Raw genomic sequence first — 26,730 nt, forward strand, 5'->3', positions numbered from 1 at the left:
TAGGCCGACAGGCCGGGCAGGGCGCGTCCGATGACGCTGGCCGGGTTGTCGGCGATCGCCTCGTCCAGGGCCAGGTACGACACGTGCACCGTGGTCTCGGTGATGCCGTACATGTTGACCAGGCGCGGGGCGTCGGCCGGGTGGCGCTCGTACCAGCGGCGCAGCTGGCGCAGATCCAGCGCCTCACCGCCGAAGATCACATAGCGCAGCGCGAATTCGCCTTCGCCGGCGTCGGCGGCGGCCGCCGCGGCGCGATCGGCCTCCACCAGCTGGTAGAACGCCGAGGGGGTCTGGTTGAGCACGGTGACCCGCTCACGAACGAGCAGTTCGCGGAACAGCTCCGGCGAACGCGAGGTCAGGTAGTCGACCACGACCACCGAACCGCCGTAGGCCAGCGCGCACCACAGCTCCCACACCGAGAAGTCGAAGGCGTAGGAATGGAACAGCGTCCACACGTCGGAGGAGTCGAACCCGAACAGCGGCCGGGTGTTGGCGAACAGCCGCACCGCGTCGCGGTGGGTGACCGCGACGCCCTTGGGCACGCCGGTGGAGCCGGAGGTGTAGATGACGTAGGCCAGGTTGTCCGGGCGCAGCGGGGCGAGGCGATCGGCATCGGTCACCGGCGCGTCACTGCCCGCCCCGGCTTCGGCCTCGTCCAGCAGGACGACCGGAACATCCACGGCGGGAACGGATCCCGCGTCCGCGCCGGTGGTGAGCACGCAGACCGGGGCGGCGTCGGTGAGCATGAACTCCAGACGCTGCACCGGGTAGGTGGTGTCCACCGGCACGTAGGCGGCGCCGGTCAGCAGCACCGCGTACAGCGCGACCGGCAGCTCCTCGTTGCGCGACACCGCGACGGCCACCAGCGATTCCGGTCCGACGCCGCGCCCGATGAGGGTGCGCGCGATCCGGCTCGCCCGGCGCTGGAGATCACCGAAGGTGAGGCTCGCGTCGCCGAAGCGGATGGCGGTGGCCTGCGGCGCGCTCGCGGCGCGTGCCTCGATGAGCGCGGGCAGGGTCGCCCCGGCCGCGTCGGGATCGACGACGCCGGGGGTGTTCCACGCACGCAACGCCAGCTCGCGCTCCCCCGCGGCGAGCAGGTCGATGTCGCCGACGACGGCGTTCGCGTCGGCCGAGACCGCGCCCATGATCCGGGTCAGCCGCTCGGCGAAGCCACCGACGGTGGACGCGTCGAACAGGTCGGTGGCGTAGGAGAACTCGGCCGAGATGCCCGCCGGGGCGCCGTCGGCGTCGAGGTTCTCCACCAGCGTCAGCTGCAGGTCGAACTTGGCGGGCGGCACCGCCGGGTCCACCCCGGACACGGTCAGGCCGGGCAGCTCGAGTTCGGTGGGCGCGGTGTTCTGGAAGGTCAGCGCCACCTGGAACAGCGGGTGCCGCGAGGGCGAGCGCACCGGGTCGAGCACCTCGACCAGCCGCTCGAACGGCACGTCGGCGTGCCCGAAGGCGTCCACGTCGACGCGGCGCACCTGGCGCAGCAGATCGGCGAAGGCCACCGCCGGGTCGATCTCGGTCCGCAACACCAGGGTGTTGACGAACATGCCGATCAGGTCGTCGAGCGCGCGCTCGCCGCGGCCCGCGATCGGGGTGCCGATCGCGATGTCCCGGCTGCCGGACAGGCGCGCCAGCAGCACCGCGAGCGCGGCGTGCACGACCATGAACAGCGTCGAATTGTGGTCGGCGGCCAGCTTGCGCAGCCCGGCGTGCACCTCGGCGTCGACGGTGAAGCCGTGGATGTCGCCGCGATGGGACGTGACGGCCGGACGCGGGCGGTCGGCGGGCAGATCGAGCTGTTCGACCAGACCGCCGAGTTCGCGCTTCCAGAACTCGATCTGGCCCGCGATCAGCGATTCCGGATCGGACTCGTCGCCGAGCACCGCACGCTGCCACAGCGTGTAGTCGGCGTACTGGACGTCCAGTGGCGCCCAGGCGGGTTCGCCACCCTCGACGCGCGCGCCGTAGGCGATCATCACGTCGCGGGTCAGCGGGCCCATCGAGAAGCCGTCCGCGGAGATGTGGTGCACCACCAGCGCCAGCACGTGCTCGGTGGGGCTGATCTCGAACAGCCGGGCGCGGAAGGGCACCTCGGCGGTCACGTCGAACGCGGTGAGCACCAGTTCGGCGATGCGCTGGGGCAGCTGCTGTTCGGTGGTCTCGATCGGGGCGAGATCCGGGATGACCTGCGCGGTGGGGACCACCTGCTGGTAGCCGACGCCGTCGATCTCGGGGTAGTAGGTGCGCAGCGACTCGTGCCTGGCCAGCACGTCGGCGACCGCGACCTGCAGCGCCTGCCGGTCGAGCAGACCCGACATCCGCACCGCCACCGGGATGTTGTCGGCGGCCGCGGCCAGGTCGTGATCCCCGCCGGCGCCCAGTTCGGACCCGTTGCCGATGTTGAAGCGGTTGAGGAACCACATACGCTGCTGGGCGAGCGAGAGCGGCACCCGCTCCGGCCTGCGCTGCGGGGTCAGCGTCGCCCTGGTCCCCGCGCCCGCCCGTGATTCGGTGCGGGCGGCGAGCGCGGCGACGGTGGAGACCTCGAACAGTTCGCGCACACCGAAATCGGTGTTCAGTGCGGCCGACAACCGCGCGGCGACCTGGGTGGCCGACAGCGAGTTGCCGCCGAGGGCGAAGAAGTCGTCGTCGAGACCGACCCGCTCCACGCCGAGCACCTCGGCGAAGGTGCGGGCCACGATCTCCTCGACCGGGGTGGTCGGGGCACGGAACTGCGCCGCCTCGAAGCTCGGCGCGGGCAGCGCGCGACGATCCAGCTTGCCGGAGGCGTTGAGCGGGAACTCCTCGAGCGCGATGATCAGCGAGGGCACCATGTAGCCGGGCAGCTTGGCGCCGAGATCCTCGCGCACCAGGTCCACGTCCAGCGTGACGCCGGGAGCCAGGACCACGTAGGCGACCAGGTTCTCGTTGGCGCGCTGGTCGACGTGCCGCACGACCACCGACTGCGCGATCTCGGGCAGCGCGGTGAGCGTGGCCTCGATCTCGCCGAGCTCGATGCGCAGACCGCGCATCTTCACCTGGAAGTCGGTGCGGCCCAGGTACTCCAGTTCCCCGTCGGCCGTCCAGGCCACCAGGTCGCCGGTGCGGTACATGCGCTGACCGGCCGCGAACGGGTTGGCGACGAACCGGTCGGCGGTCAGGTCGGCGCGACGCACGTACTCGCGGGCCAGCTGATCGCCCGCCAGGTACAGCTCGCCCGCGACACCCACCGGGCTGGGCCGCAGTCGCGAATCCAGCACGTAGACCTGGGTGTTGAACACCGGTGCGCCGATGGGCACAGCCACCGTGTCGGCCTCGGTCACCTGATGGTAGGTGACGTCGACCGCGGCTTCGGTGGGGCCGTAGAGGTTGTGCAGCTGCGCGCCGGTCAGTTCCAGCAGGCGGTGCGCGGTGCGCGGCGGCAGCGCCTCACCGGAGGCGAACACCAAGCGCAGTGAGTCGCAGCCGGTCCCGCCCGCGGCGACGCGCTCGGCGAGCGCTACCACGAACACCGCCAGCATCGACGGCACGAAGTGGACCGTGGTGATCCGCTCGGCGGCGATGATCTCGGCCAGGTAGGCCGGGTCGCGGTGACCGTCCGGCTTGACCACGACCAGGCGCGCGCCGATCTGCAAGGGCCAGAAGAACTCCCACACCGACACGTCGAAGGTCGCCGGAGTCTTCTGCAACACGGCGTCGGCCGGGGTGAGACCGTACTCGGCCTGCATCCACACCAGGCGGTTGACGATCGCCTCGTGGGTGACCGCCACGCCCTTGGGCCGGCCGGTGGACCCGGAGGTGAAGATGACGTAGGCGGTGTTCGACGGGCGCAGCGGGGCGCGGCGGTCGGCGTCGGCGATCGGGGTCGTCGGCAGGCCGCCGAGGTCGAGCAGGTCGATGCGGACCTGCGCGGTGTCGACCGGAAGGTCGGCGCCCGCGGTGAGCACACACACCGGATCGACGGTCTCGAGGATGTATTCGGTGCGCTCGACCGGATGATCCGGGTCCAGCGGCACATACGCCGCGCCGGCGACCGACACCGCGTACATGCCGATCACGAGGTCGAGCGAGCGCCGCATCCCCAGTGCCACGTAGGACTCCGGGCCGACGCCGCGCTGGATCAGCCAGCGGGCCAGCTGGTGCACCCGGTCGGCGAACTCGGCATAGGACAGACTCGTCCCCTCGAAGGTGAGCGCGGGCGCGTCGGGGGTGCGCGCGACCTGCGCCTGGAACATCGAGGGCAGGGTCAGCGCTGGGCGACCGGACAGGCCGGAAAGCAGTGCGTCCGCGTCGATCTCGTGCGCGGTGGCGTTCCAGCCGGTGACCACGAGTTCGCGTTCGGCGGCGTCGAGCAGTTCGATGTCGCCGACAGGACGCGCCGGGTCGGTGGTGATGGCGTCGAGCACCCGCACCAGACGGTCGGCGATGCGACGCACGGTCTGCTCGTCGAACAGCCCGCCCTGGTAGCCGGCGCGGATGCGCAGGCGCGAGTCCAGCTGCGCGATCAGCGTCAGCGGGTAGTGGGTGGCGTCGGCGGCGTCGATGTCGGCCACGGCCATGCCGTCGATGTCGGCCGCCTGGGCCTGGATGCCCTCGGCGTCGACCGGGTAGGACTCGAACACCACCAGGGTGTCGAACAGCGCGCCGATGCCGACGGCCGACTGGATCTCGGCCAGGCCGACGTAGTGGTGGTCGAGCAGGTCGGCCTGCTCGCCCTGCACGCGGACCAGCAGCTCACGCGCCGATTCGGCCGGATCGAAGCGCACCCGCACCGGAACGGTGTTGATGAACAGACCCACCATCGACTCGACACCGGCCAGCTGCGCGGGACGGCCGGACACCGTGGTGCCGAACAGCACGTCCTCGCTACCCGCCATGTAGCCGACCAGCACGCCCCAGGCCACCTGCAGCACCGTGTTCGCCGTGACGCCGAGCGAACCGGCCAGCCCGGTCAGCCGCGCGGTCGCGGCCTCGTCCAGCTCGAACAGGTACTCGCCCGAGAGCGCGGTGATCTCGTGACTCGCGTCGGCCTTGGCCAGCAGGGTCGGCTCGGAGACGCGATCCAGCGCCGTGCTCCACGCCGCCAGCGAGGCGGCCTTGTCCTGGCGCGCGGTCCACTCCAGGAAGTGGCGGTAGCTGCGTACCGAGGGCAGCGCCGAGGCGTCGGCGTGGGTGGCGTAGAGCATGAGCAGGTCGCGCATGAGCAGCGGCATGGACCAGCCGTCGAGCAGGATGTGGTGGTTGGACACCACGAACTGCCAGCGGTCGGCGGCCACCTGGATCAGCGTGAACCGGATCAGCGGCGGAGCGGTGAGGTCGAACCGGCGCATCCGGTCGGCCTCGATCAGGTCCTGCGCCTCGCCGGAACCGGCGCGGTCGTGCTCGGTCCAGTCGACCCGGACGCTGTCGAGCACGACCTGCACGGCGGCGCCGTCGTGGTCGGAGACGAACGCGGTGCGCAGGTTCTCGTAGCGGTCCAGCAGCGCCTGGGCGGCCGCGCGCAGGCGGACCGAGTCGACACGGCCGGTCAGGGTCAGCACCGCCTGGGCGGTGTAGACGTCGACCGAGTGCTCGGCCATGCGGGCGTGGAAGTGCAGACCGGACTGCAGCGCCGAGAGCGGCCACACATCGGTCAGCGCGGGGAAGCGCTTCTCCCAGACGTCGATGTCGTGCTGGGTGGCGCGCACCAGGGCGAAGTCGGACGGGGTGTGCCCGCCCGCATCGGCCGACTGCGCGTGCCGGGCAATGGCTTCCAGCGCGGCGATCCACAGCTGCGCGAACTCTTCCACCTCGGCCGCCGACAGCAGTGTGCTGGGGAAACCGATGTTGGCGGTCAGCTTCTCCCCGACCACGATGGCGTTCACGTCCAGCGGGGCCATGGCGGGCATGTCGGCGTCGTAGGCGCCGCCGAGCGCGCCCAGTTCCGGCGCCGGGGTCCAGCCGAAGCCGCGCAGCGCCTCGGGCACGTCGCCCTCGGAGATACGGCCCAGGTAGTTGAAGCTCACCTGACCGGGCAGCGCCTCGGGCAGTTCGGCGGCGGTCCGCTCGTTGAGGTAGCGCAGCAAGCCGTAGCCGATGCCCTTGTCCGGCACCGACAGCAACTGCTCCTTGACCGCCTTGACGGCCTTGCCGACCGCGTCGCCGCCGGTCATCGCCTCGTCGACGTCCACACCGGACAGGTCGAAGCGGACCGGGAAGATCGCGGTGAACCAGCCGACCGTGCGGGACAGGTCCGCGCCGGGCACGACCTCTTCCTCGCGGCCGTGGCCTTCGAGGCGGATCAGCACCGGGTCGGCGGCGGCCGCGCCGGTACGGCGGGCCCGCCAGGTCGCGGTCGCCAGGGCCAGCGCGGTGAGCAGGCCGTCGTTGACGCCGCCGTGGAAAAGCGCGGGCACCGTGGTGAGCAGCGCCTTGGTGACCTCGGGCGAGACCTCGACGGCGAGTTTCTCGATCGTGCCGGAGACGTCCACGGCCGGGTCCATCGGACGCTCGGTCAGCAGCGGATCGGCGGTGTGCGCCACCTCGCGCCAGTAGCCCAGCTCGGCGACCCGCTCGGGGCTGGTCGCCTCGGCGGCCAGCGCGAGGGCCCAGGCCCGCATGGAGGTCGCGGGGGCCACGAGTTCGGGCTGTTGCCCGGCGCTGAGCTGACCCCAGGCCGCGACGAAGTCGGGCACCAGGATGCGCCAGGAGACGCCGTCGACCACCAGGTGGTGGGCCACGACGATCAGCCTGCCCATCCGATGCGGGACGGCCGAGTCCAGCCACACGAACCTGATCACCGCGCCGGCGGCCGGGTCGAGCCGGTCCAGCGCGGAATCCAATGCGGCGGAGGCGATCTCGAACAGCTGCTCATCGGAGGCGTCGGCCGGGTACTCGACCCGTTCGACCAGTGCGTCGACGTCGACGGTGCCGGGCGCCGCGGTCTCGACCACCCATGCGGTGCGGTTGTCGACCGACGAGGCGTCGTCCCGCTCCCCCGTGGTGTCCCCGCCGTTCGGCACGGCGTCGGTGCGGTACAGGCGCGCGCGCAGCATGTCGTGGCGGTCGACGACCGCGCCGACGGTGGCGACGATGCCCGCGCGGTCGATGCCCGCGGGCAGTTCCAGCGCGAGAGTCTGGTTGAACCGCTCGAACGAGCCGGGCCGTTCGGCCATGAACCGCACCACGGGGGTCAGCGGCATCTCGCCGACGCCGCCGCCCGCCGGTTCGGCCAGCCTGGCCACGGTGGCCGCGCCGACCTCGGCGGTCTCGGCGACCGCCGCCAGACCGGCGACGGTCTTCTGCTCGAAGACGTGGCGCGGGGTGAACACCACGCCACGCGCCTTGGCCCGCGAGACCAGCTGGATGGAGACGATGGAGTCGCCCCCCAGCGCGAAGAACGAATCGTCCACGCCGACCCGCTGCACGCCGAGCACCTCGGCGAACACCTCGGCGATGATCTGCTCGACCGGGGTGCGCGCGGCACGGAAGACGACCTCGGCCGCGAACACCGGCTCCGGCAGCGCCTTGCGATCCAGCTTGCCGACCGGGGTCAGCGGCACCCGGTCGATCACCATGATCGACGAGGGCACCATGTAGGCGGGCAGACGCTGCTCGACGTGCCCGGTCAGGGTCGCCACGTCGATCGAACGGCCCGGCGCGGCAACGACATACGACACCAGCACGGTCGCGCCCGCGGCGTTGTCGTGGCCGACGGTGACCGCGAAGTCGACGCTCTCGTGCGAGGCGAGCGCGGCGTCGATCTCGCCGAGTTCGATACGGAAGCCACGCACCTTGACCTGGAAGTCGGAGCGGCCCACATATTCGACTTCGCCGGTGCGGGTCCAGCGGACCACGTCGCCCGTGCGGTACATACGCGCGCCCGCCTCGGAGCTGTCGCCGGAGAAGGGATCGGCGACGAAACGATCGGCGGTCAGGCCGGGGCGGGCGTGGTAGCCGCGCGCCAGCTGGATGCCCGACAGGTACAGCTCACCCGCGACGCCCACCGGCACCGGCCGCAGCCGGTTGTCCAGGATCAGCGAGCGCATGCCGCGGATCGGTCCGCCGATGGTCACCAGTTCGCCCGGGGTGAGGGCGTCGCTGATGTTGGTCATGATGGTGGTCTCGGTCGGGCCGTAACCGTTGTGGAAGGCCCTGATCGCACCGGAATCACCCAGCGGGACAGCCCACTTCGCGACCAGTTCCGGCGGGCAGGCCTCGCCGCCCGCGACCAGCACCCGCAAGGTGTCCAGACCGGCCGGGTCGAAGGTGGCCAGCGCGGCCGGGGTGATGAACGCGTGCGTGACCCGCTCGCGGCGGATCAGCTCGGACAGCTCCTCGCCGCCGTAGACGCCCGGCGGCACCACGACCAGCGCGCCGCCCGCGCCGAGCGCCAGCAGCAGCTCGAGGATCGAGGCGTCGAAGCTGGGCGAGGCGAAATGCAGTGCGCGGGTGTCGGAGTCGATGGCGTAGCGCCGCACCTGCTCGGCCCGGAAGTTGGCCAGGCCGGCGTGGGTGACCACGACGCCCTTGGGCACACCGGTGGAACCGGAGGTGTAGATGACGTAGGCGGGCTGCTCCGGCCGCGTCGGGCGCACCCGGTCGGCGTCGGTGATCGGGCCGCCGTCGAAGGCGCTCAGGTCGAGGTCGTCGAGCACCAGCCAGCGGGTCGACGCGGGCAGACCGTCGAGCATCGAGGCGACGGTCAGGCCGATCGGCGAACCGGAGTCGGTGACCATGTGCGCGATGCGCTCGGGCGGGTAGTTCGGGTCCACCGGCACGAAGGCCGCACCGGTCTTGGACACCGCCCACGCGGCGAACACCGAGTCCGCCGAGCGCGGCACACCGACCGCGACCAGATCCTCGGCGCCGATGCCCTCGGCGATGAGCAGCCTGGCCAGGCGGTTGGAGCGCTCGTCGAGCTCGCCGTAGGACAGAGTTGTCCCCTCGAACACGACCGCGGGCGCGGCCGGATCGTGCGCGGCGGCCTCGGCCAGCAGCTCGGGCAGGGTGCGCGCGGGCACGGCCGGCGCGCCGGTGCGGGCGATCAGGTCGGCCTGCTCCGCGGCGTCCAGCACGTCGATCGCGCCGACGGCCGTGGTGGGGTCGGCGGCGATCGCGGTGAGCACGCGCTCCCAGCGGCGCACGATCTGCTCGGCGGTGTCGGCGTCGAACAGTTCGGTGGCGTAGGTCATCGCCAAGGTCATCGCCCCGGCGCCGCCATGGGCCGAATCGGCCCGCGCACCGGAATCGCCTGCGGCCGAGACGTTCTCCGACAGGGTGAACTGCAGGTCGAAGCGCGCGACGTTCTCTTCGAGGTCGAGCGCGGCCACCGAAAGGCCGGGCAGTTCCAGCGTGGTGCGGTCCAGGTTCTGGAAGGCCAGCATCACCTGGAACAGCGGGTTGCGCGCCTGTGAACGCTCGGGCGCGAGCAGTTCGACCAGTCGCTCGAACGGGACGTCGGCATTGCCGTAGGCGTCCAGGTCGGCGCGGCGCACCCGCTCGAGCAGGTCGGTGAAGGACTCGGTCTCGTCGACGCCGGTGCGCAGCACCAAGGTGTTGACGAACATGCCGACCAGGTCGTCGAGCGCGGCCTCACCGCGACCGGCGATGGGGGTGCCGACGGTGATGTCGTCGGAGCCCGACAGCCGGGCCAGCAGCACCGCCAGCGCGGAGTGCACGACCATGAACAGCGAGGCGCCGTGCGCGCGGGCCACCTTGTCCAGCGCCGCCATCAGCTCGGCGGGCAGTTCGGTGGTCAGCGTCGCGCCGCGGTGGGAGGCCACCGCGGGACGCGGGCGGTCGGTGGGCAGCGCGAGTTCGTCGGCGATACCCGACAGCGCGCGCTGCCAGTGCGCCACCTGACGCGCCATCAGCGAATCCGGATCGGACTCGTCGCCGAGGGTCTCGCGCTGCCAGAGCGCGAAGTCGGCGTACTGCACCGGCAGCGGCGCCCAGCCGGGCACGCTGTCCTGGGTGCGGGCGGTGTAGGCGGTCATCACGTCGCGGGTCAGCGGGCCCATGGAGAAGCCGTCGGCCGCGATGTGGTGCACGACCACGACCAGCACGTGCTCGGGCGCGCTGTCTTCGGCGGCGCCGTCTTCGTCCGCACCGTCGTTCGCGATCGCGAAGAGCCTGCTGCGCAGCGGAACCTCTTCGGCCACATCGAAACCGGCGCCGACGAACTCGGTCACCGCCTCGACCAACCGGTCCGCGCCGACGGTCACCGGACGCAGCTCGATGTCGATCTGCTCGGCCGGGACCACGACCTGCACCGGGGTGCCGCCGTGCTCGGGGTAGCGGGTGCGCAGCGACTCGTGCCTGCGCACCACGTCGGCCAGCGCCAGACGCAGGGCGGCCACGTCCAGCTCGCCGGTCAGGCGGATGGCGACGGGCAGGTTGTAGGTCGCCGAGGAGGTGTCGTACTTGTTGAGGAACCACATGCGCTGCTGCGCGTAGGACAGCGGCACCAGCTCACCGGCAGTGCGCGGGCGCGCGGTCAACGCGACCGCGGCCGGGCCGCCGGTGTGCGATTCCACCCGCGCGGCCAGCGCTTCCACGGTGGAGGCCTCGAACAGCGTGCGCACCGGCACCGTGGTGCCCAGCGCCGCGCCGATCCGGGCGGCCACCCGGGTGGCGATCAGCGAGTTGCCGCCCAGGTCGAAGAAGTCGTCGTCGACGCCGACGCGCGGCAGGTCCAGCACCTCGGCGAAGACCGCCGCGACAGCCTCCTGCACCGGGGTGACCGGCGCGCGGAACGCCTTGGCCTGCATCGCGGGCGCGGGCAGTGAACGACGGTCCAGCTTGCCGTTGACGGTGAGCGGAATCCACTCCAGCCGCACCAGCGCCGAGGGCACCATGTACGACGGCAGTCGCTCGCCCGCACCGGCGCGCACCGCATCCAGATCCGGAGTGACACCCGGCTCGGCCACGACGTAGGCGACGATGCGCTGATCGCCCGGCTGGTCCTCGCGCACGACGACCGCCGCCTGGGCGATGCCGGGCTGGGCCAGCACGGCCGACTCGATCTCACCGAGCTCGATGCGGAAACCACGCACCTTCACCTGATCGTCGGCGCGACCCAGGTACTCCAGTTCGCCCGAACGGTTCCAGCGCGCCAGGTCGCCGGTGCGGTACAGCCGCTCTCCGGCACCATCGGCACCGGCCAGCGGGTTCGCCACGAACCGGACCGCCGACAGATCGGGGCGGCCCAGATAGCCACGCGCCAACTGCGGGCCCGCGACATAGATCTCGCCCGCGACGCCGACCGGCACCGGCCGCAGCCGGTTGTCGAGCACATACAGCTTCAGACCGGCGATCGCGCGGCCGACGATGCTGCCCGCGGCACCGGCGATCGTCTTGGCGTCCAGCGCACGGTAGGACACGTGCACCGTGGTCTCGGTGATGCCGTACATGTTCACCAGCAGCGGCGACGAATCACCGTGCCGGGCCACCCAATCCGACAGGCGGCGCAACTCCAGCGCCTCGCCGCCGAACACCACGTAGCGCAGCGCGAGCGGCGCGGCGCCGGGCGCGGCGGTGCGATCGGCCTCGGCCAGCTGGTAGAACGCCGACGGCGTCTGGTTGAGCACCGTCACCCGCTCGGCGCGCAGCAGTTCCAGGAACTGCTCGGGCGAGCGCGAGGTGTAGTAGTCGACGACCACCACGGTGCCGCCGAACAGCAGCGGACCCCACAGCTCCCACACCGAGAAGTCGAAGGCGTAGGAGTGGAACAGCGTCCACACGTCGTCGGGACCGAAACCGAAGTCGCGGTCGGTGTTGGCCATCAGGCGCACCACATTGCGATGCGCGACCGCCACGCCCTTGGGGCGACCGGTCGAACCCGAGGTGTAGATGACGTAGGCGATGTTGTCCGCAGACAGCGGCGCGGTGCGATCGGCGTCGGTGATCGGCGCGTCGTCGGCGTCCTCCATGTCGCCGGTTTCCACGCCGTAGCCGTCCACCTCCACCACGGGCAGGCCCGCGGGCACCTCGACCTCGACGGTCGAGTCCAGCACGACGCTGGTGGGACGGGAATCCGACAGCACGTAGGCGATGCGGTCGGCCGGGTAGGTCGGGTCCACCGGCACGTAGCCCGCGCCGGTCTTGACGACCGCGAGCAGCGCGATCACCAGGTCCAGCGAGCGCGGCAGGATCACCGCGACCAGCGACTCCGGCCCGGCGCCGTCCTCGATCAGCCTGCGCGCCAGCACATTCGCGCGCCGGTCGAGTTCGGCGTAGGTCAGCGAATCCGCGCCGAAGCGGCCCGCGACCCGATCGGGGTGCGCGGCGACCATCTGGTCGAACAACGAGGTCAGGGTCGCGCCGGTGTCGGCGAAGCGACCCGCGCCGCCGTCCTCCCCGGCCGAGACCCAGCGCTGGGACAGGTCGAGGCGCTCGGTCTCGCCGAGCAGATCGATGTCACCGACCACGGCGGTGGCGTCCTCGGCGACGCCGCGCAGGATGCGCACCAGGCGGTCGGCGAAGGAGGCGACCGTCTCGGGGTCGAACAGTTCGCTCGCGTAGTTCCACGACAGCGCCAGCGCGCCGTCGGCGCCTTCGCCGACGGTCAGCTGGATGTCGAATTTCGCGATGCCCGCGTCGAAGTCGACGATGTCGAGATCCAGGCCGGGCAGCGAGATGGTGCCCGCCTCGTTCGCCGAGGCCGCCTCGAAGGTGAGGCCGACCTGGAACAGCGGGTGGTGGGCCTGCGAACGGGCCGGGCTGAGCACGTCGACCAACTGCTCGAACGGCACGTCTGCGTGCGCGAACGCGGCCAGGTCGGTGCGGCGCACCTGCGCGAGCAGGTCGCTGAACGTCGTGCCCGGTTCGACCTGGCTGCGCAGCACGAGGGTGTTGACGAACATGCCGACGATGTCGTCGAGCGCGCGTTCGCCGCGACCGGCGATCGGGGTGCCGATCGCGATGTCGGTGCTGTTGGACAGCCGCGCGGCCCAGGTGGCCAGCGCGGCGTGCACCACCATGAACAGGGTGACGCCGTGCGCGCGCGCCACGTCGTTCAACGCGCGATGCAGTTCGGCGTCGACCGTGAAGTGGTGCAGCCCACCGGCGTTGGAGGCGATCTCCGGGCGCGGCCGGTCGGCGGGCAACTCGATCTGATCGGGCAGATCGGCCAGCTGCCGGGTCCAGTAGGCCAGCTGCGCGGCGGCCACCGACTCCGGATCGTCCTCGCTGCCCAGGACAGACCTCTGCCACAGGGTGTAGTCGGCGTACTGCACCTCCAGCGGCGCCCAGTTCGGGGACTCGCCGCGGGTACGCTCGGTGTAGGCCACGACGATGTCGCGCAGCAGCGGGCGCAGCGAGAAGCCGTCGGCGCTGATGTGGTGCATGACCAGCACCAGCAGGTTGTTGCGCTGGTCGAGGGTCAGCAGGGTCGCGCGGAAGGCGATCTCGGCGGTGACGTCGAAGTGCGTGCTCGCCAGTTCCACCACGCGCCGCGGCGCGTCGGCCGCGGGCACCCATTCGGTGTCCAGGTCCACCCGCGCCTCGTCGGCGGCCAGCACGCGCTGGTAGCCCTCGCCGTCCACCTCGGGGTACACGGTGCGCAGGGTCTCGTGCCTGGCGACCACGTCGCGGATCGCCGCGCGCAACGCCACCGCGTCCAGCTCCCCGGTCAGCCGGACCGCGACCGGGATGTTGTTGACAGCGGTGCGGTTGTCGAAGCGGTTGAGGAACCACATCCGCTGCTGAGCCGGCGAGAGCGGCACCAGCTCGACGGTCTCGCCGTCGGCCAGGGTGACCGGCTCGGGACGCGGCTGGGCGCTCAGGGCTGGCTTGCCAGGGCCCGCGGACGCGGACTCGACCTTGGCGGCCAGCGCCGCGACGGTGGAGGCCTCGAACAGGGTGCGCAGCGGGATGTGGGTGTCCAGCGCGGCGCCGAGCCGGGCCGCCAGCTGGGTGGCGACCAGCGAGTTGCCGCCCAGGACGAAGAAGTCGTCGTCCAGGCCGACCCGCTCCAGGCCGAGGATGTCGCCGAAGGCGCTGGCCACGATCTGCTGCACCGGGGTCACCGGAGCCTGGAACGTCTTGGCCTCGAAGGCCGGTTCCGGCAGCGCCTTGCGGTCGAGCTTGCCGGAGGCGTTGAGCGGGAAGGCGTCGAGCACCACGAACGCGGCGGGCACCATGTAGGCCGGAAGCTGTTCGGCCAGCGCCGCCTTCACCGCATCGACCCGGATGGTGAAGTTCGGTTCGGCGATCAGGTAGGCCACCAGCTGGTCGCCGGTGCGCTCGTCGTGGCGGACCACGACGACCGACTGCGAGATCTGCGCCAGCGCGGTGAGCGCGGACTCGATCTCACCGAGCTCGATGCGCTGACCGCGCAGCTTCACCTGGAAGTCGGTGCGGCCCAGGTATTCCAGTTCCCCGCCGGGGGTCCAGGCCACCAGGTCGCCGGTGCGGTACATGCGCAGGCCGTGCGCGAACGGATCGGCGACGAAGCGCTCGGTGGTCAGGTCGGGGCGGGTGACATAGCCGTAGGCCAGCTGCGCTCCTGCCAGGTACAGCTCGCCGGGCACGCCGACCGGGACCGGGCGCAGACGCGAATCCAGCACGTAGACCTGGGTGTTGAACACCGGGGCGCCGATCGGCACGGTCACCGTGTCGGCGGCGGTGACCTCGTGGAAGGTCACCTCGACGGCGGCTTCCGTCGGGCCGTACAGGTTGTGCAGGCGGGCACCGGTCAGCTCGCGCAGACGCTGCGCGGTGACCGCGGGTAGTCCCTCACCGGAGGCGAAGACATTGCGCAGGCCGGTGCACTCGGCCGCGCGCGGCTCGGTGACGAACAGCGACATCATCGACGGCACGAAGTGCGCGGTGGTGATGCGCTCGTCGATGATCAGCTGCGCCAGGTAGGCCGGGTCGCGATGGCCGTCGGGTCGGGCGATCACCAGGCGCGCGCCGACCTGCAGCGGCCAGAAGAACTCCCACACCGACACGTCGAAGGTGGCGGGGGTCTTCTGCAGGACCACGTCGTCGGCGGACAGCCCGTACTGGGCGTGCCCCCAGACCAGACGGTTGACGATCGCGGCATGGCTGACCGCCACACCCTTCGGGCGACCGGTGGAACCGGAGGTGAAGATGACGTAGGCGGTGTTGCCGGTGCGCAGCGGCCGGTGCCGGTCGGCATCGGTCAGCGGCTCGTCGGAGTAGCCGGACAGGTCGAGCTGGTCGATGCGGACCTGGCGCGAGAGCGTCACGTCGAGGTCCGAACCGGAGGTCAGCACGCAGACCGGTCCCGCGGTCTCCAGGATGTGCTCGATGCGCTCGGCCGGGTTGTCGGGGTCCAGCGGCACGTAGGCGCCACCGGCCGCGCTGATCGCGTACATGCCGACCAGCAGGTCCAGCGAACGCCGGATGCCCAGACCCACATACGATTCCGGGCCGACCCCGTTGTCCTTGAGCCAGCGGGCCAGGCGGTGCACCCGGCTCGCGAACTCGGCGTAGGACAGACTCGTCCCCTCGAACGTGAGCGCGATGGAGTCCGGGGTCCGCGCGACCTGCGCCTCGAACATGGCGACCAGGGTCGCCGCGGAGTCGATGCTCGACGCGGTGAGCGCGGCGTCGACGGCGAATTCGGTGTCGTTCCAGTGCCGGACGACGAGTTCACGTTCGGCGACGTCGAGCAGCTCGAGATCGCCGACCGGGGTCCGCGGCGCGGCCGCGATACCGCGCAGCACGCGCAGGAAGCGGGCGGCGAAGGCCTCGGCGTAGCCGGCATCGAACAGGTCGGTGGCGTAGACGAGCTCGGCGTCCATCTCGGCGTCGGCGCCGGGGATCTCGCTGAGCGTCAGCTGCAGGTCGAACTTGGCCGTCGGCGGGTCGATGCCCAGTTCCTCGACGGTCAGGCCGGGCAGCTCCAGCGAGGTGCGGCCGAGGTTCTGGAACGACAGCATCACCTGGAACAGCGGGTGCCGCGCCTGCGAACGGGTCGGGTTGAGCACCTCGACCAGGCGCTCGAACGGCACGTCGGCGTGCGCGAATGCCTGCAGGTCGCGCTCGCGGACCTGCGCGAGCAGGTCGCTGAACGGGGCGGCGGTGTCGACCTGGGTCCGCAGCACCAAGGTGTTGACGAACATGCCGACCAGGTCGTCGAGCGCCTGCTCGCCACGACCGGCCACCGGGATGCCGATGGCGATGTCCGAAGAATCCCCAGCGCCGGACAGCCGCGACAGCAGCGTGGCGAAGGCGCCGTGCACGACCATGAACAACGTGGTGCCGCCCGCGTGCGCGACTCGGTTGAGCTCGTCGATCAGCGCGCCGGGCACCCGGAAGCGGTGCGTGCCCGCCCGGTAGCTCGCCACCGTCGGGCGCGGTTTGTTGACCAGGCGCAGTTCCTCGGGCAGATCGGCCAGCGCGGTGCGCCAGTAGTCGAGCTGCTCGGAGATCAGCGAGGTGCGGTCGTCCTCGTCGCCGAGGGTTTCGCGCTGCCACAGCGCGAAATCGATGTACTGCACGGCCAGCGGTTGCCAGCCCGGCTCGGTGTTGCCGGTGCGGGCGACGTAGGCGGTCATCAGGTCGCGCACCAGCGGTCGCATGGAGAAACCGTCGGCGGCGATGTGGTGGACCACCAGCGCCAGCACGTAGTCGCGCTCACCGAGTTCGTGGATGCGCAGGCGCACCGGCGGCTCGGCGGTCACGTCGAAGCCGCCGCTGACGAACTCGTAGAGCTTGCCGAGCAGTTCGCGCTCGTCCACCTCGACCACGTCGAGTTCCGGGATGGCCCGCGCGGCGGGCAGCACCCGCTGGAAGGCCACGCCGTCGTGGGACGGGTACACGGTGCGCAGCGTTTCGTGCCGCGCGATCACGTCGGCGACCGCGCCGCGCAGCGCGGCCAGGTCGAGCAGACCGCGCAGCCGCACCACGGCCGGGATGTTGTAGGTGCTCGCCGCGCCCGCCGACTCCGGGCCGGTGTCGAAGCGGTTGAGGAACCACATGCGCTGCTGAGCCAGCGACAGCGGCGGATGCTCGGGCCGCTGCCCCGCCGTGAGCGCTTGGCGCACACCGGTTCCGGCGTGCGATTCGACCCGCGCGGCCAGCGCGCCGACGGTCGGGGCCTCGAACAGCGCGCGCACGCCGATCTCGGTGTCGAGCGCGTTGCTCAGCCGGGCGGCGACCTGGGTGGCGACCAGCGAGTTGCCGCCGAGGGCGAAGAAGTCGTCGTCCACGCCGACGCGATCGACGCCGAGCAGGTCGGCGAAGATGCCGGCGACGATCTCCTCGATCGGGGTCGCCGGGGCGCGGAAGGTCTTGGCCTCGAAAACCGGCGCGGGCAGCGCCTTACGGTCCAGCTTGCCCGAGGCGTTGACCGGGAACGCGTCGACCACGACGATCGCCGAGGGCACCATGTAGCCGGGCAGGCTCGCGGCCAGCCCGGACTTCACCGTGTCGGCCACGACCGGATCGTCCGGGTCCGCCACCACGTAGCCGACGAGCTGATCGCCCGCGTGCGGATCGTTGCGCACGACCACGACCGACTGGGCGACGCCGGGCTGGGCCAGCAGCGCCGCCTCGATCTCGCCGAGCTCGATGCGCAGACCGCGCAGCTTCACCTGGAAGTCGGTGCGGCCCAGGTACTCCAGCTCACCGGCCGCGTTCCAGCGCACCAGGTCACCGGTGCGGTACATCCGCGCCCCGGCGGCGCCGTAGGGATCGGCGACGAACCGGTCGGAGGTCAGATCGCTGCGGCCCAGGTAGCCCAGGGCCAGCTGATCGCCCGCCAGATACAGCTCACCCGCGACACCCGGTGCGACGGGGTGCAGACGCGCGTCCAGAACGAGCGCCCGAGTGTTCCACACCGGACGGCCGATCGGCACCGACACCTGATCGGCGGCGGTGACCTCGTGGTACGTCACGTCGACAGCGGCCTCGGTCGGGCCGTAGAGGTTGTGCACACGCGCGCCGGTCAGCTCGCGCAGGCGCTGCGCGGGCGGGGCGGGCAACGCTTCGCCGGAGGCGAAGACCTGCCGCAGGCGCACGGCGGACAGCGGCGCATCTCCGTCTGTGCCGTTGCCGAGGGTGTCGCTGCTGAGCGTGGCGACGAACACCGACAGCATCGACGGCACGAAGTGCGCCGTGGTGATGCCCTCGTCGGCGATGATCTGCGCGAGGTACACCGGATCGCGGTGCCCGTCGGGCTTGGCCACGACCAGGCGCGCACCGGTCTGCAAGGGCCAGAAGAACTCCCACACCGACACGTCGAAGGTGGCGGGCGTCTTCTGCAGCACGGCGTCGGTCGCGTCGATCGGGTACTGCGCCTGCATCCACAGCAGGCGGTTCACGATCGCCGCGTGGCCGACCGCCACACCCTTCGGGCGGCCGGTCGATCCGGAGGTGAAGATGACGTAGGCGGTGTTGCCCGGGCGCAGCGGGGCGACCCGGTCGGCGTCGGTGATCGGCGCACCGCCGCGGCGAGCGTCGGCGATCAGATCCTCGACGAACAGCGTGCGCGCCGCCTCGCCGACGACCTCGGCGAAACCGTCACGGCGGGTGGTCAGCACCAGCGCGGGCACGGCGGTGCCGAGGATGTGCGCGATACGGTCGGCGGGCTGGTCCAGGTCGAGCGGCACGTACGCGCCGCCCGCGGTCAGCACCGCGTACATGGCCACGACCAGCTCGGTCGACCGGCGGATGCCCAGCGCCACCATCGACTCCGGGCCGACGCCCGCGGCGATCAGCTCGCCCGCGACGTCGTTCACCCGAGCGCGCAGTTCGGCGTAGGTCAGCCGCTCGTCGCCGTAGACCAGCGCGATCTCGTCGGGGGTCGCCTCGGCCTGCGCCTCGAACAGCGAGACCAGCGTTCCCGACGGCACCGGATGGGCGGTGTCGTTCCAGTCGGCCAGGACCCGCGCGTGCTCCTCGGGAGCGAGCAGGTCGATATCGCCGATCGGCACGTCCGGGTCGGCCACGACGGCGGCGAGCACCCGATCCAGGCGACGCGCCAGCGCCGCGATCGTCGACTCCTCGAAAAGGTCGAGGGCGTAGGAGAACTCGGCTGCCATGCCGGCCAGCTCGCCGTGTTCGTCGTGGGTCTCCTGCAGGGTCAGCTGCAGGTCGAACTTCGCCAGGCCGGGGTCGTAGTCGATGCCCTCGACCGACAGGCCGGGCAGCTGCAACGACGCCTGCTTGGTGTTCTGGAACGCCAGCATCACCTGGAACAGCGGGTGGCGCGCCTGCGAACGCGCCGGGTTGAGCACCTCGACGAGGCGCTCGAACGGCACGTCGGCGTGCGCGAACGCCTGCAGGTCGGCCTCGCGGGCCCGGTCGAGCAGTTCGGCGAAGCTCGCCGCGCCCGAGACCTCGGTGCGCAGCACCAGGGTGTTGACGAACATGCCGATCAGCTCGTCGAGGGCGGCCTCGCCGCGACCGGCGACCGGGGTGCCGATGGCGATATCGGAGCTGCCGCTCGCGCGGGCCAGCAGCACCGCCAGCGCGCTGTGCATGACCATGAACAGCGAGGCGTTGTAGCGCCTGCCGAGGTCGACCAGCGCGCGCTGGGTCTCCTCGGAGATCACGAAGGAATAGGTGCCGCCGCGGTAGGACGCCACCGCGGGACGCGGATGGTCCACGGGCAACGCCAGCTCATCGGGCAGATCGGCCAGTTCCTTCGTCCAGAACCGGATCTGGCTCGAGATGAGCGAGGCCGGGTCGTCCTCGGAGCCGAGCACCTCCCGCTGCCACAGCGCGTAATCGGCGTACTGGACCGGCAGTTCGGACCACGCCGGCGCCTCCCAGCTGGTGCGCGCGGCGTAGGCGACGATCACGTCGCGCGCGAGCGGCGCCATCGACCACCCGTCGGCGGAGATGTGGTGCACCACCATGCCGAGCACGAACTCGGTCTCGCTGATCTCGAACAGACGCGCGTGCAGCGGCACTTCGCTCGTCACGTCGAAAGCCATGCCCGCCAGGTTGATCAGGTGCTCGAGCAGCGTGTTCTCGGTGACCCGGTAGGGCGTGAGGTCGGGCACGATCTGCGCGGCGTCCAGCACCACCTGCACGGGGCCGGTCCCGGTCGCGGGGAACACGGTGCGCAGCGATTCGTGCCGGTCGATGACATCGATGACGGCGACCTGCAACGCGGCCACGTCCAGCTCACCGGACAGCCGGATCGCTACCGGGATGTTGTTGACCGCCGAGGAGGTGTCGAACCGGTTGAGGAACCACATGCGCTGCTGCGCCAGCGACAACGGAACCTGCTCGGGCCGTTCGCGTGCGACGAGGGCCTTGCGCGCGCCGTCACCGGCCTGCGATTCGACGCGAGCGGCGAGCGCGGCGACGGTGGGCGCCTCGAACAGGGTCCGCACCGGCACACGGGTGTCGAGCGCGATGCCGATCCGGGAGGCGACCTGGGTGGCGATGAGCGAGTTGCCGCCGAGATCGAAGAAGTCGTCGTCCACGCCGACGCGCGGCAGGTCGAGCACCTCGGCGAAGACCTGGGCGACGATCTCCTCGATCGGGGTCGTCGGCGCCTGGAACTCGCGCACCTCGAAGATGGGGGCGGGCAGCGCGCGCCGGTCCAGCTTCCCGTTGGGGGTGAGCGGGATCGCGTCGAGGACCACCAGCGCCACCGGGACCATGTGCGGCGGGAGCACCCGCGCCACGGCCGCCTTCACCTGGCCGGTGTCCACGTCGTCGCCCTCGCCGACCAGGTAGGCCACCAGCTGGTCGCCGCGCCGCTCGTCCGCGCGGACGATCGCCACCGCCTGCCGGATATTCGGCAGGCCGGTCAGCGCGGCCTCGATCTCGCCGAGTTCGATACGGAAACCACGCAGTTTGACCTGCGAGTCGTTGCGGCCGATGTAGTCGACGGTGCCGTCGGCGGCCCAGCGCACCAGGTCGCCGGTGCGGTACATGCGGGCGCCGGGCAGCCACGGGCAGGCCACGAAACGATCGGCGGTGAGCGCGGCGCGGCCGTGGTAGCCGCGCGCCAACTGCTCGCCCGCGACATACAGCTCACCGATCGCGCCGACCGGCACCGGATGAAGGCGATCGTCGAGCACCCATTCGGCGATACCCGCGATCGGCGCGCCGATCGTCACCGGTCCCGCCGCGGGCAGCGGTTCGCTGATGTTGACGACGATGGTGGTCTCGGTCGGGCCGTAGGCGTTGATGAACACCCGGCCCGCGTCGGCCCAGCGCCGCACCAGATCCGGCGGGCAGGCTTCGCCGCCGACGATCACCGCGCGCACGTCCGGCAGGTCCGCCGGTTCCAGCGTGGCCACCGCGGACGGCGTCATGATCAGGTGGGTGACCCGCCGGGACCGCATCAGGGCGGTCAGGTCGGGGCCCGCGTGGGTGCCCGCGGGCGCGACCACCAGCGTGGCGGCCGAATCCACCGCGAGCAGCAGCTCGGCGACCGAGATGTCGAACGAGGTCGACGCGAAGTGCAGCACCCTGGCATCGGCGGCGCCCTGGTAACGCGCGGTCTGCACCGCCGCGAACCCGGCCATCGCCCGCTGCCGCACCAGCACGCCCTTCGGCCTGCCGGTCGACCCGGAGGTGTAGATGGCGTAGGCCGGATTCTCCGGCCGCAGCGGTCGCACCCGGTCGGCGTCGGTCACCGGCCCGGTCGCGTACTCCGCGCAGGCGTCGTGGATCTCGGGGCTGTCGACGGTCAGCCATTCCAGCGACCCCGGCAGGTCGGCGCGCACCGATTCCACCGTGAGGCCGAGGACCGCGCCGGAGTCGGTGACGATGTGGGTGATGCGGTCGGCCGGATAGTCGGGGTCGACCGGCAGCCAAGCCGCGCCGGTCTTCACCACTGCCCAGATGGCCAGTACCGATTCCAGCGACCGCGGAATGCCCACGGCGACCAGGTCGTCGGGGCCGACGCCGCGGTCGATGAGCAGCCGCGCCAGCTGCGCGGCGGCGTCGTCGAGCTCTCGGTAGGTCCACTCGCGCTCGTTGTCGCAGACCGCGACGTGCTCGGGCGCCGTCGCCGCGGCAGCGGCGAAAACGTCGGGCAGCAGGCCGGTTTCGCCGACCTCGCCGCCGCGCATCGTGGTGAGACGCAGGTGCTCTTCGGCCGAGAGCAGGGGCAGATCGCCCACCCGGCTGCCCGGCGCGGCGAGCACTTCGGCCAGCAGCCGGGTGAAGCGGGCGGCCAGGTCGACCACGGCTTCCTCGTCGAACAGATCGACCGCGTATTGCACGACGGCATCGATCCCGCCGGGCTTGCCGACGGTGTCGCGCTGCTCGGTCAGCGTCCACTGCAGGTCGAACTTCGCGATGTCGACCTCGACCTCTTTGGCCTCGACGGTGAGGCCGGGCAGTTCGAGAGTCGCCTGCGACATCTCCTGCAGCGACAGCGCGACCTGGAACAGCGGCGAGCGCGAGCGCGAGCGCGCCGGGCTCAACACGTCCACCAGCCGCTCGAACGGCACGGTGGCGTTCGCGAAGGCGGACAGGTCGGTCTCCCTGGTGCGGGAGAGCAGTTCGGAGAAGGTCTCGTCGCCGTCGACCTCGGTGCGCAGCACCAGGGTGTTGACGAACATGCCGATCAGGTTGTCCAGCGCCTGCTCGCCACGTCCGGCCACCGGGGTGCCGATGGCGATGTCGGAGGTGCCCGACATGCGGGCCAGCAGCACGGCCAGCGTCGCGTGCAGCAGCATGAACAGGCTGACGCTGCGCTCGCGCGCGAACGCGGCCAGGGCGCTGTGCAATTCGGCGTCCACGACGAACCGGACCCGGCCGCCCTGGAAGCTCGGCTCGGCCGGGCGGCGGCGACTGGTGGGCAGTTCCAGCTCGTCGGGCAGGCCGGCCAGCGCCGAGCGCCAGTAGGCGATCTCGCGAGCGGCGGTGGAATTCTCGTCCCGCTCGTCACCCAGCAGCGACCGCTGCCAGATGCTGTAGTCCTGGTACTGGACCGGCAGCGGCTCCCACATCGGAGACTGCCCGGCCGCCCTGGCCAGATAGGCGGCGGTCATATCGCGCGAGAGCGGCCCGAAGGAGAATCCGTCCGCGGCGATGTGGTGCACGACGAACGCCAGCGCGAACTCGGCGACCGCGCCCTGCCGGTCGAGCAACCGGAACATCCTGGCCCGGATCGGTAGCTCACGGGAGACGTCGAAACCGCGCGAGGCGAATTCCGTCAGCGCCGCGGGCAGCGCGGCCTCGTCGGTGTCGAGCAGGTCGACACCGAGTTCCACCTGCTCCATCGGAACCACGAACTGGTAGCCGCCGTCGCCGGATTCGGGGAACAAGGTGCGCAGCACCTCGTGGCGCTCCACCACGTCGGCCAGCGCCATGCGCATCGCGTCCACGTCCAGCAGACCGCGCATCCGCAGCACGAACGGCAGGTTGTAGCTGGGCACCGTGGGATCGAACTGGTTGATGAACCACATCCGCTGCTGGGCCAGCGACAGCGGCACTCGTTCGGGCCGCTGCTGAGCGACCAACGGCGGCGCGGCGTTGTGCGCCTCGGCGGCGACACGCGTCGCCAGGGCGGCGACCGTGGGCATCTCGAACAGCGCGCGCACACCGATCCTGGTGCCGAACGCCGCGCCGACGCGCGCGACCACCTGGGTGGCGACCAGCGAGTTGCCGCCCAGGTCGAAGAAGTTGTCGTCGATACCGACCCGGTCCTGGCCGAGCACGTCGGCGAAGATGTTCGCCACGATCTGCTCGGCCTGCGTGCGCGGCGCGCGGTAGCCCGCGTCGGCGGCGAACACCGGTTCCGGCAGCGCCTTGCGGTCCAGCTTGCCGGAGGTGTTGAGCGGGAACGCCTCGAGCACCATCACCGAGGCGGGCACCATGTAGCTCGGTAGCTGCTCGGCGGTGAAGCGGATCAGCTCGGCCGGGTCGATGCTCTGGCCGGGCGCGGGCACCACGTAGGCGACCAGCTGCTGACCGGTAGCGGTGTCGACCACGAGCACCGCGGACTGGCTGACCGACGGATGGGCCAGTGTGACGGTCTCGATCTCGCCGAGCTCGATGCGCTGACCGCGGAACTTCACCTGGAAGTCGGTGCGGCCGATGTACTCCAGCGTGCCCGCGGCGTTCCAGCGCACCAGATCGCCGGTGCGGTACATGCGCGAACCGGCCGGGGCGGAACCGCTTCCGCCGAAGGGATTGGCGACGAAGCGGTCCGAGGTCAGATCGGGCCTGCCACGGTAGCCGCGCGCCAGCTGGCGCCCGCCCAGGTACAGCTCGCCCGGGGCGCCGATCGCGGCCGGACGCAGCCGCGAATCCAGCACGTAGACATCGACATTCCACTCCGGGATGCCGATCGGCACGGTCACGGTGTCGGCCGGGGTGGCCTCCCAGTAGGTCACCGAGACCGCGGCCTCGGTGGGACCGTAGAGGTTGTGCAGGCCCGCGGCCTGCCCGTTCGCACCACTGGTCAGGGCGCGGAACTGCGCGGCCGTCTCCGGCGGCAGCGCCTCACCGATGACGAACACCGCGCGCAGGCTGCGCACCTGCTCCGCGGTGGCGTGCGAGACGAACACCGTCAGCATGGACGGCACGAAGTCGGTGACCGTCACCCCGTGCCGCTCGATCATGTCGGCGACGTAGAGCGGGTCGCGATGCCCGTCAGGCGAGGCGACGACCAGCTTGGCGCCGACCATCAGCGGCAGGAAGTACCCCCACAGCGACACGTCGAAGGTGGTCGCGGTCTTCTGCAGGTAGACGTCGTCCTCGGTGAGCCGGTACTCGTCGAGCATCCACAGCTGCTGGTTGACGATCGCGTGATGGGTGACCGCGACGCCCTTGGGACGGCCGGTCGAACCCGAGGTGTAGATGACGTAGGCGGTGTTGCCCGGACGTAGCGGGCCGAGCCGCTCCACGTCGGTCACCGGCGCGGCGGCGAAACGCGCCACGTCCAGGGTGTCGATCTCGACGCGGCGCACCGTGTCCGGCAGTTCCAGCTCGTCGCCGGAGACCGTGAGCACGCACACCGGGTCGGCGCTGTCGAGGATGTAGGCGGTGCGATCGGCCGGATGATCCGGGTCGATCGGCACATACGCGCCACCGGCGGCCAGCACCGCGTGCATGCCGATCACCAGATCCAGCGACCGGCGCATACCGAGCGCCACCAGCGACTCCGGCCCCACGCCGTCGTCGATCAGGTACCTGGCCAGCCGGTTGACCCGCGCGGCGAACGCGCCGTAGGTCAGCGTCTCGCCCTCGAAGTCCAGCGCGATCCGGTCGGGAGTGCGCAGCGCCTGCGCGTCCAGCAGCGCGGTGAGGGTGGTCTCCGGCACCTCGGCGGCGGAGTCGTTCCACTCCACCAGCGCGCGTTCGCGCTCCGCCTCGCCGACGACCGGCAGATCCCACACGACGGCGTCGGCGTCGGCGGCCAGGAAGCGATCGAAGAATTCCAGGAAGCGGCCGTGGTGGGCGGCGGCCTCGGCATCGGAGTAGAGGTTCGGGTTGGTCTCGAAGTCGATGTGCGAACGGCTGCCCGCCACCGACTGGTAGAAGTTGACGCCCAGATCCTCGATGCTGCCGGTGGACAGCACGTTGAGCTGCCCCTCGGTGCGTCCCAGGGTCACCTCGCTGTGGAACAGCATGATGTTGACCCACGGACCGAAGAATTCCGTGGTCACCACGCCGTCGCCCGCGGCGTCGCGGCGGATGTCCTCGTGGCGGTAACGCTGGTGGCGCAGCGCGCCGGAAACGGCCAGACGCACCTGCTCGAGCAGGTCGGCCACGGTCGTGTCGTGGGCCACGCGCAGGCGCAGCGGCACGATGTTGGACACCGCGCCGCCGGAACGACGCATGGCCGCGGTGGTGCGTGCGGTGACCGGCAGGCTCAGGATGACGTCCTCGACGCCGGTCATCTGCGCCAGGTAACCGGCGAAGGCGGCGATCAGCAGTCCGGCCGGGGAGTTGTCGTGGCGGGCGATCGCCTCGGTCAGCCTGGCGTCCTGCTCGGGGCTCAGCGCGGCGCTGGTGACGCCGTTGACCGAGGCCGGCGGTGCGGAGCGGCCGGCGAGGCTGGAGCCTTCCTCCAGGCCCGCGACCCGCTCGGCCCAGTACTCCTTGTCGCTCCGGAACCGAGAGCTGTCGCGGTAGGCCAGCTCCGACTCGTAGAGCGCGCGCAGATCGGTGGCCTTGGACGGGCTCGCCTCGGCGCCGGCCATCATGGCCGTGTAGTGCTCGGCGATCCGGTTCTGGAAGGTCATCGCGGCGAAGCCGTCGAGCACGATGTGATGGGCGCGCGAGTACCAGTACCAGCGGTCCTCGGCCAGCCGCAGCGCGGCGGCGCGGATCAGACGGTCTTCGACGATGTCGAGCGGGCGGCTGTACTCCGCGCGCATCCACTCGGCGGCCGCGGCCTCCGGGTCGTCGGCGTCGCGCAGATCGACGTATTCGAGAGTGGCGTCCAGCCCGGGATCGACGATCTGCAGCGGCTCACCGTCGCGCTCGACGATCCGGAGGAAGCCCGAGCCCATCTCCAGGCCGGCGGCCGCGCTGGCACGCTGCAGCGCGTCGAGATCCAGTTCGCCCCGGATGTCGACGTACTGTGCGATATTGATCGGCACCTGCGGATCGACGTGCTGGGCGTACCAGATACCCAGCTGCGCGGGCGACAGTGGGAAGTACTCGCCACGTGCTTCGCCGTTCGCGCCGAAATCCCGCCGGTCCAACCGTAACCTCGCTTCCGGAGCACCACACTGAGCGCTCCCAGACGACACCCGGACGCCGACCCCACGTCTGCGAGTCGTGGCGCCTGCGTCCCATGCTTGTAGTTCTCGAATCCTTGCCGTGCTCGGTGAAGAC

Annotated in this window: 1 protein-coding gene (running past one end of the window); it reads right to left on the bottom strand. The window is 71.3% G+C overall.

Annotation, left to right across the window (positions count from 1 at the left end; genetic code table 11):
* A protein-coding gene (locus NS3_RS03365; RefSeq protein WP_067853301.1) for a non-ribosomal peptide synthetase crosses the window boundary here: on the bottom strand, positions 1-26,597 show its 5' portion. Its footprint begins 17,365 nt before the window's first position; 26,597 of the gene's 43,962 nt are visible here — the first part of the coding sequence; it begins with the start codon at positions 26,595-26,597; its stop codon lies off the left edge, out of view.
* Positions 26,598-26,730 lie beyond the last annotated feature (133 nt).

Origin of the sequence: Nocardia shimofusensis NBRC 100134, from assembly GCF_001613125.1 — a bacterium.
GTDB lineage: Bacteria > Actinomycetota > Actinomycetes > Mycobacteriales > Mycobacteriaceae > Nocardia > Nocardia shimofusensis.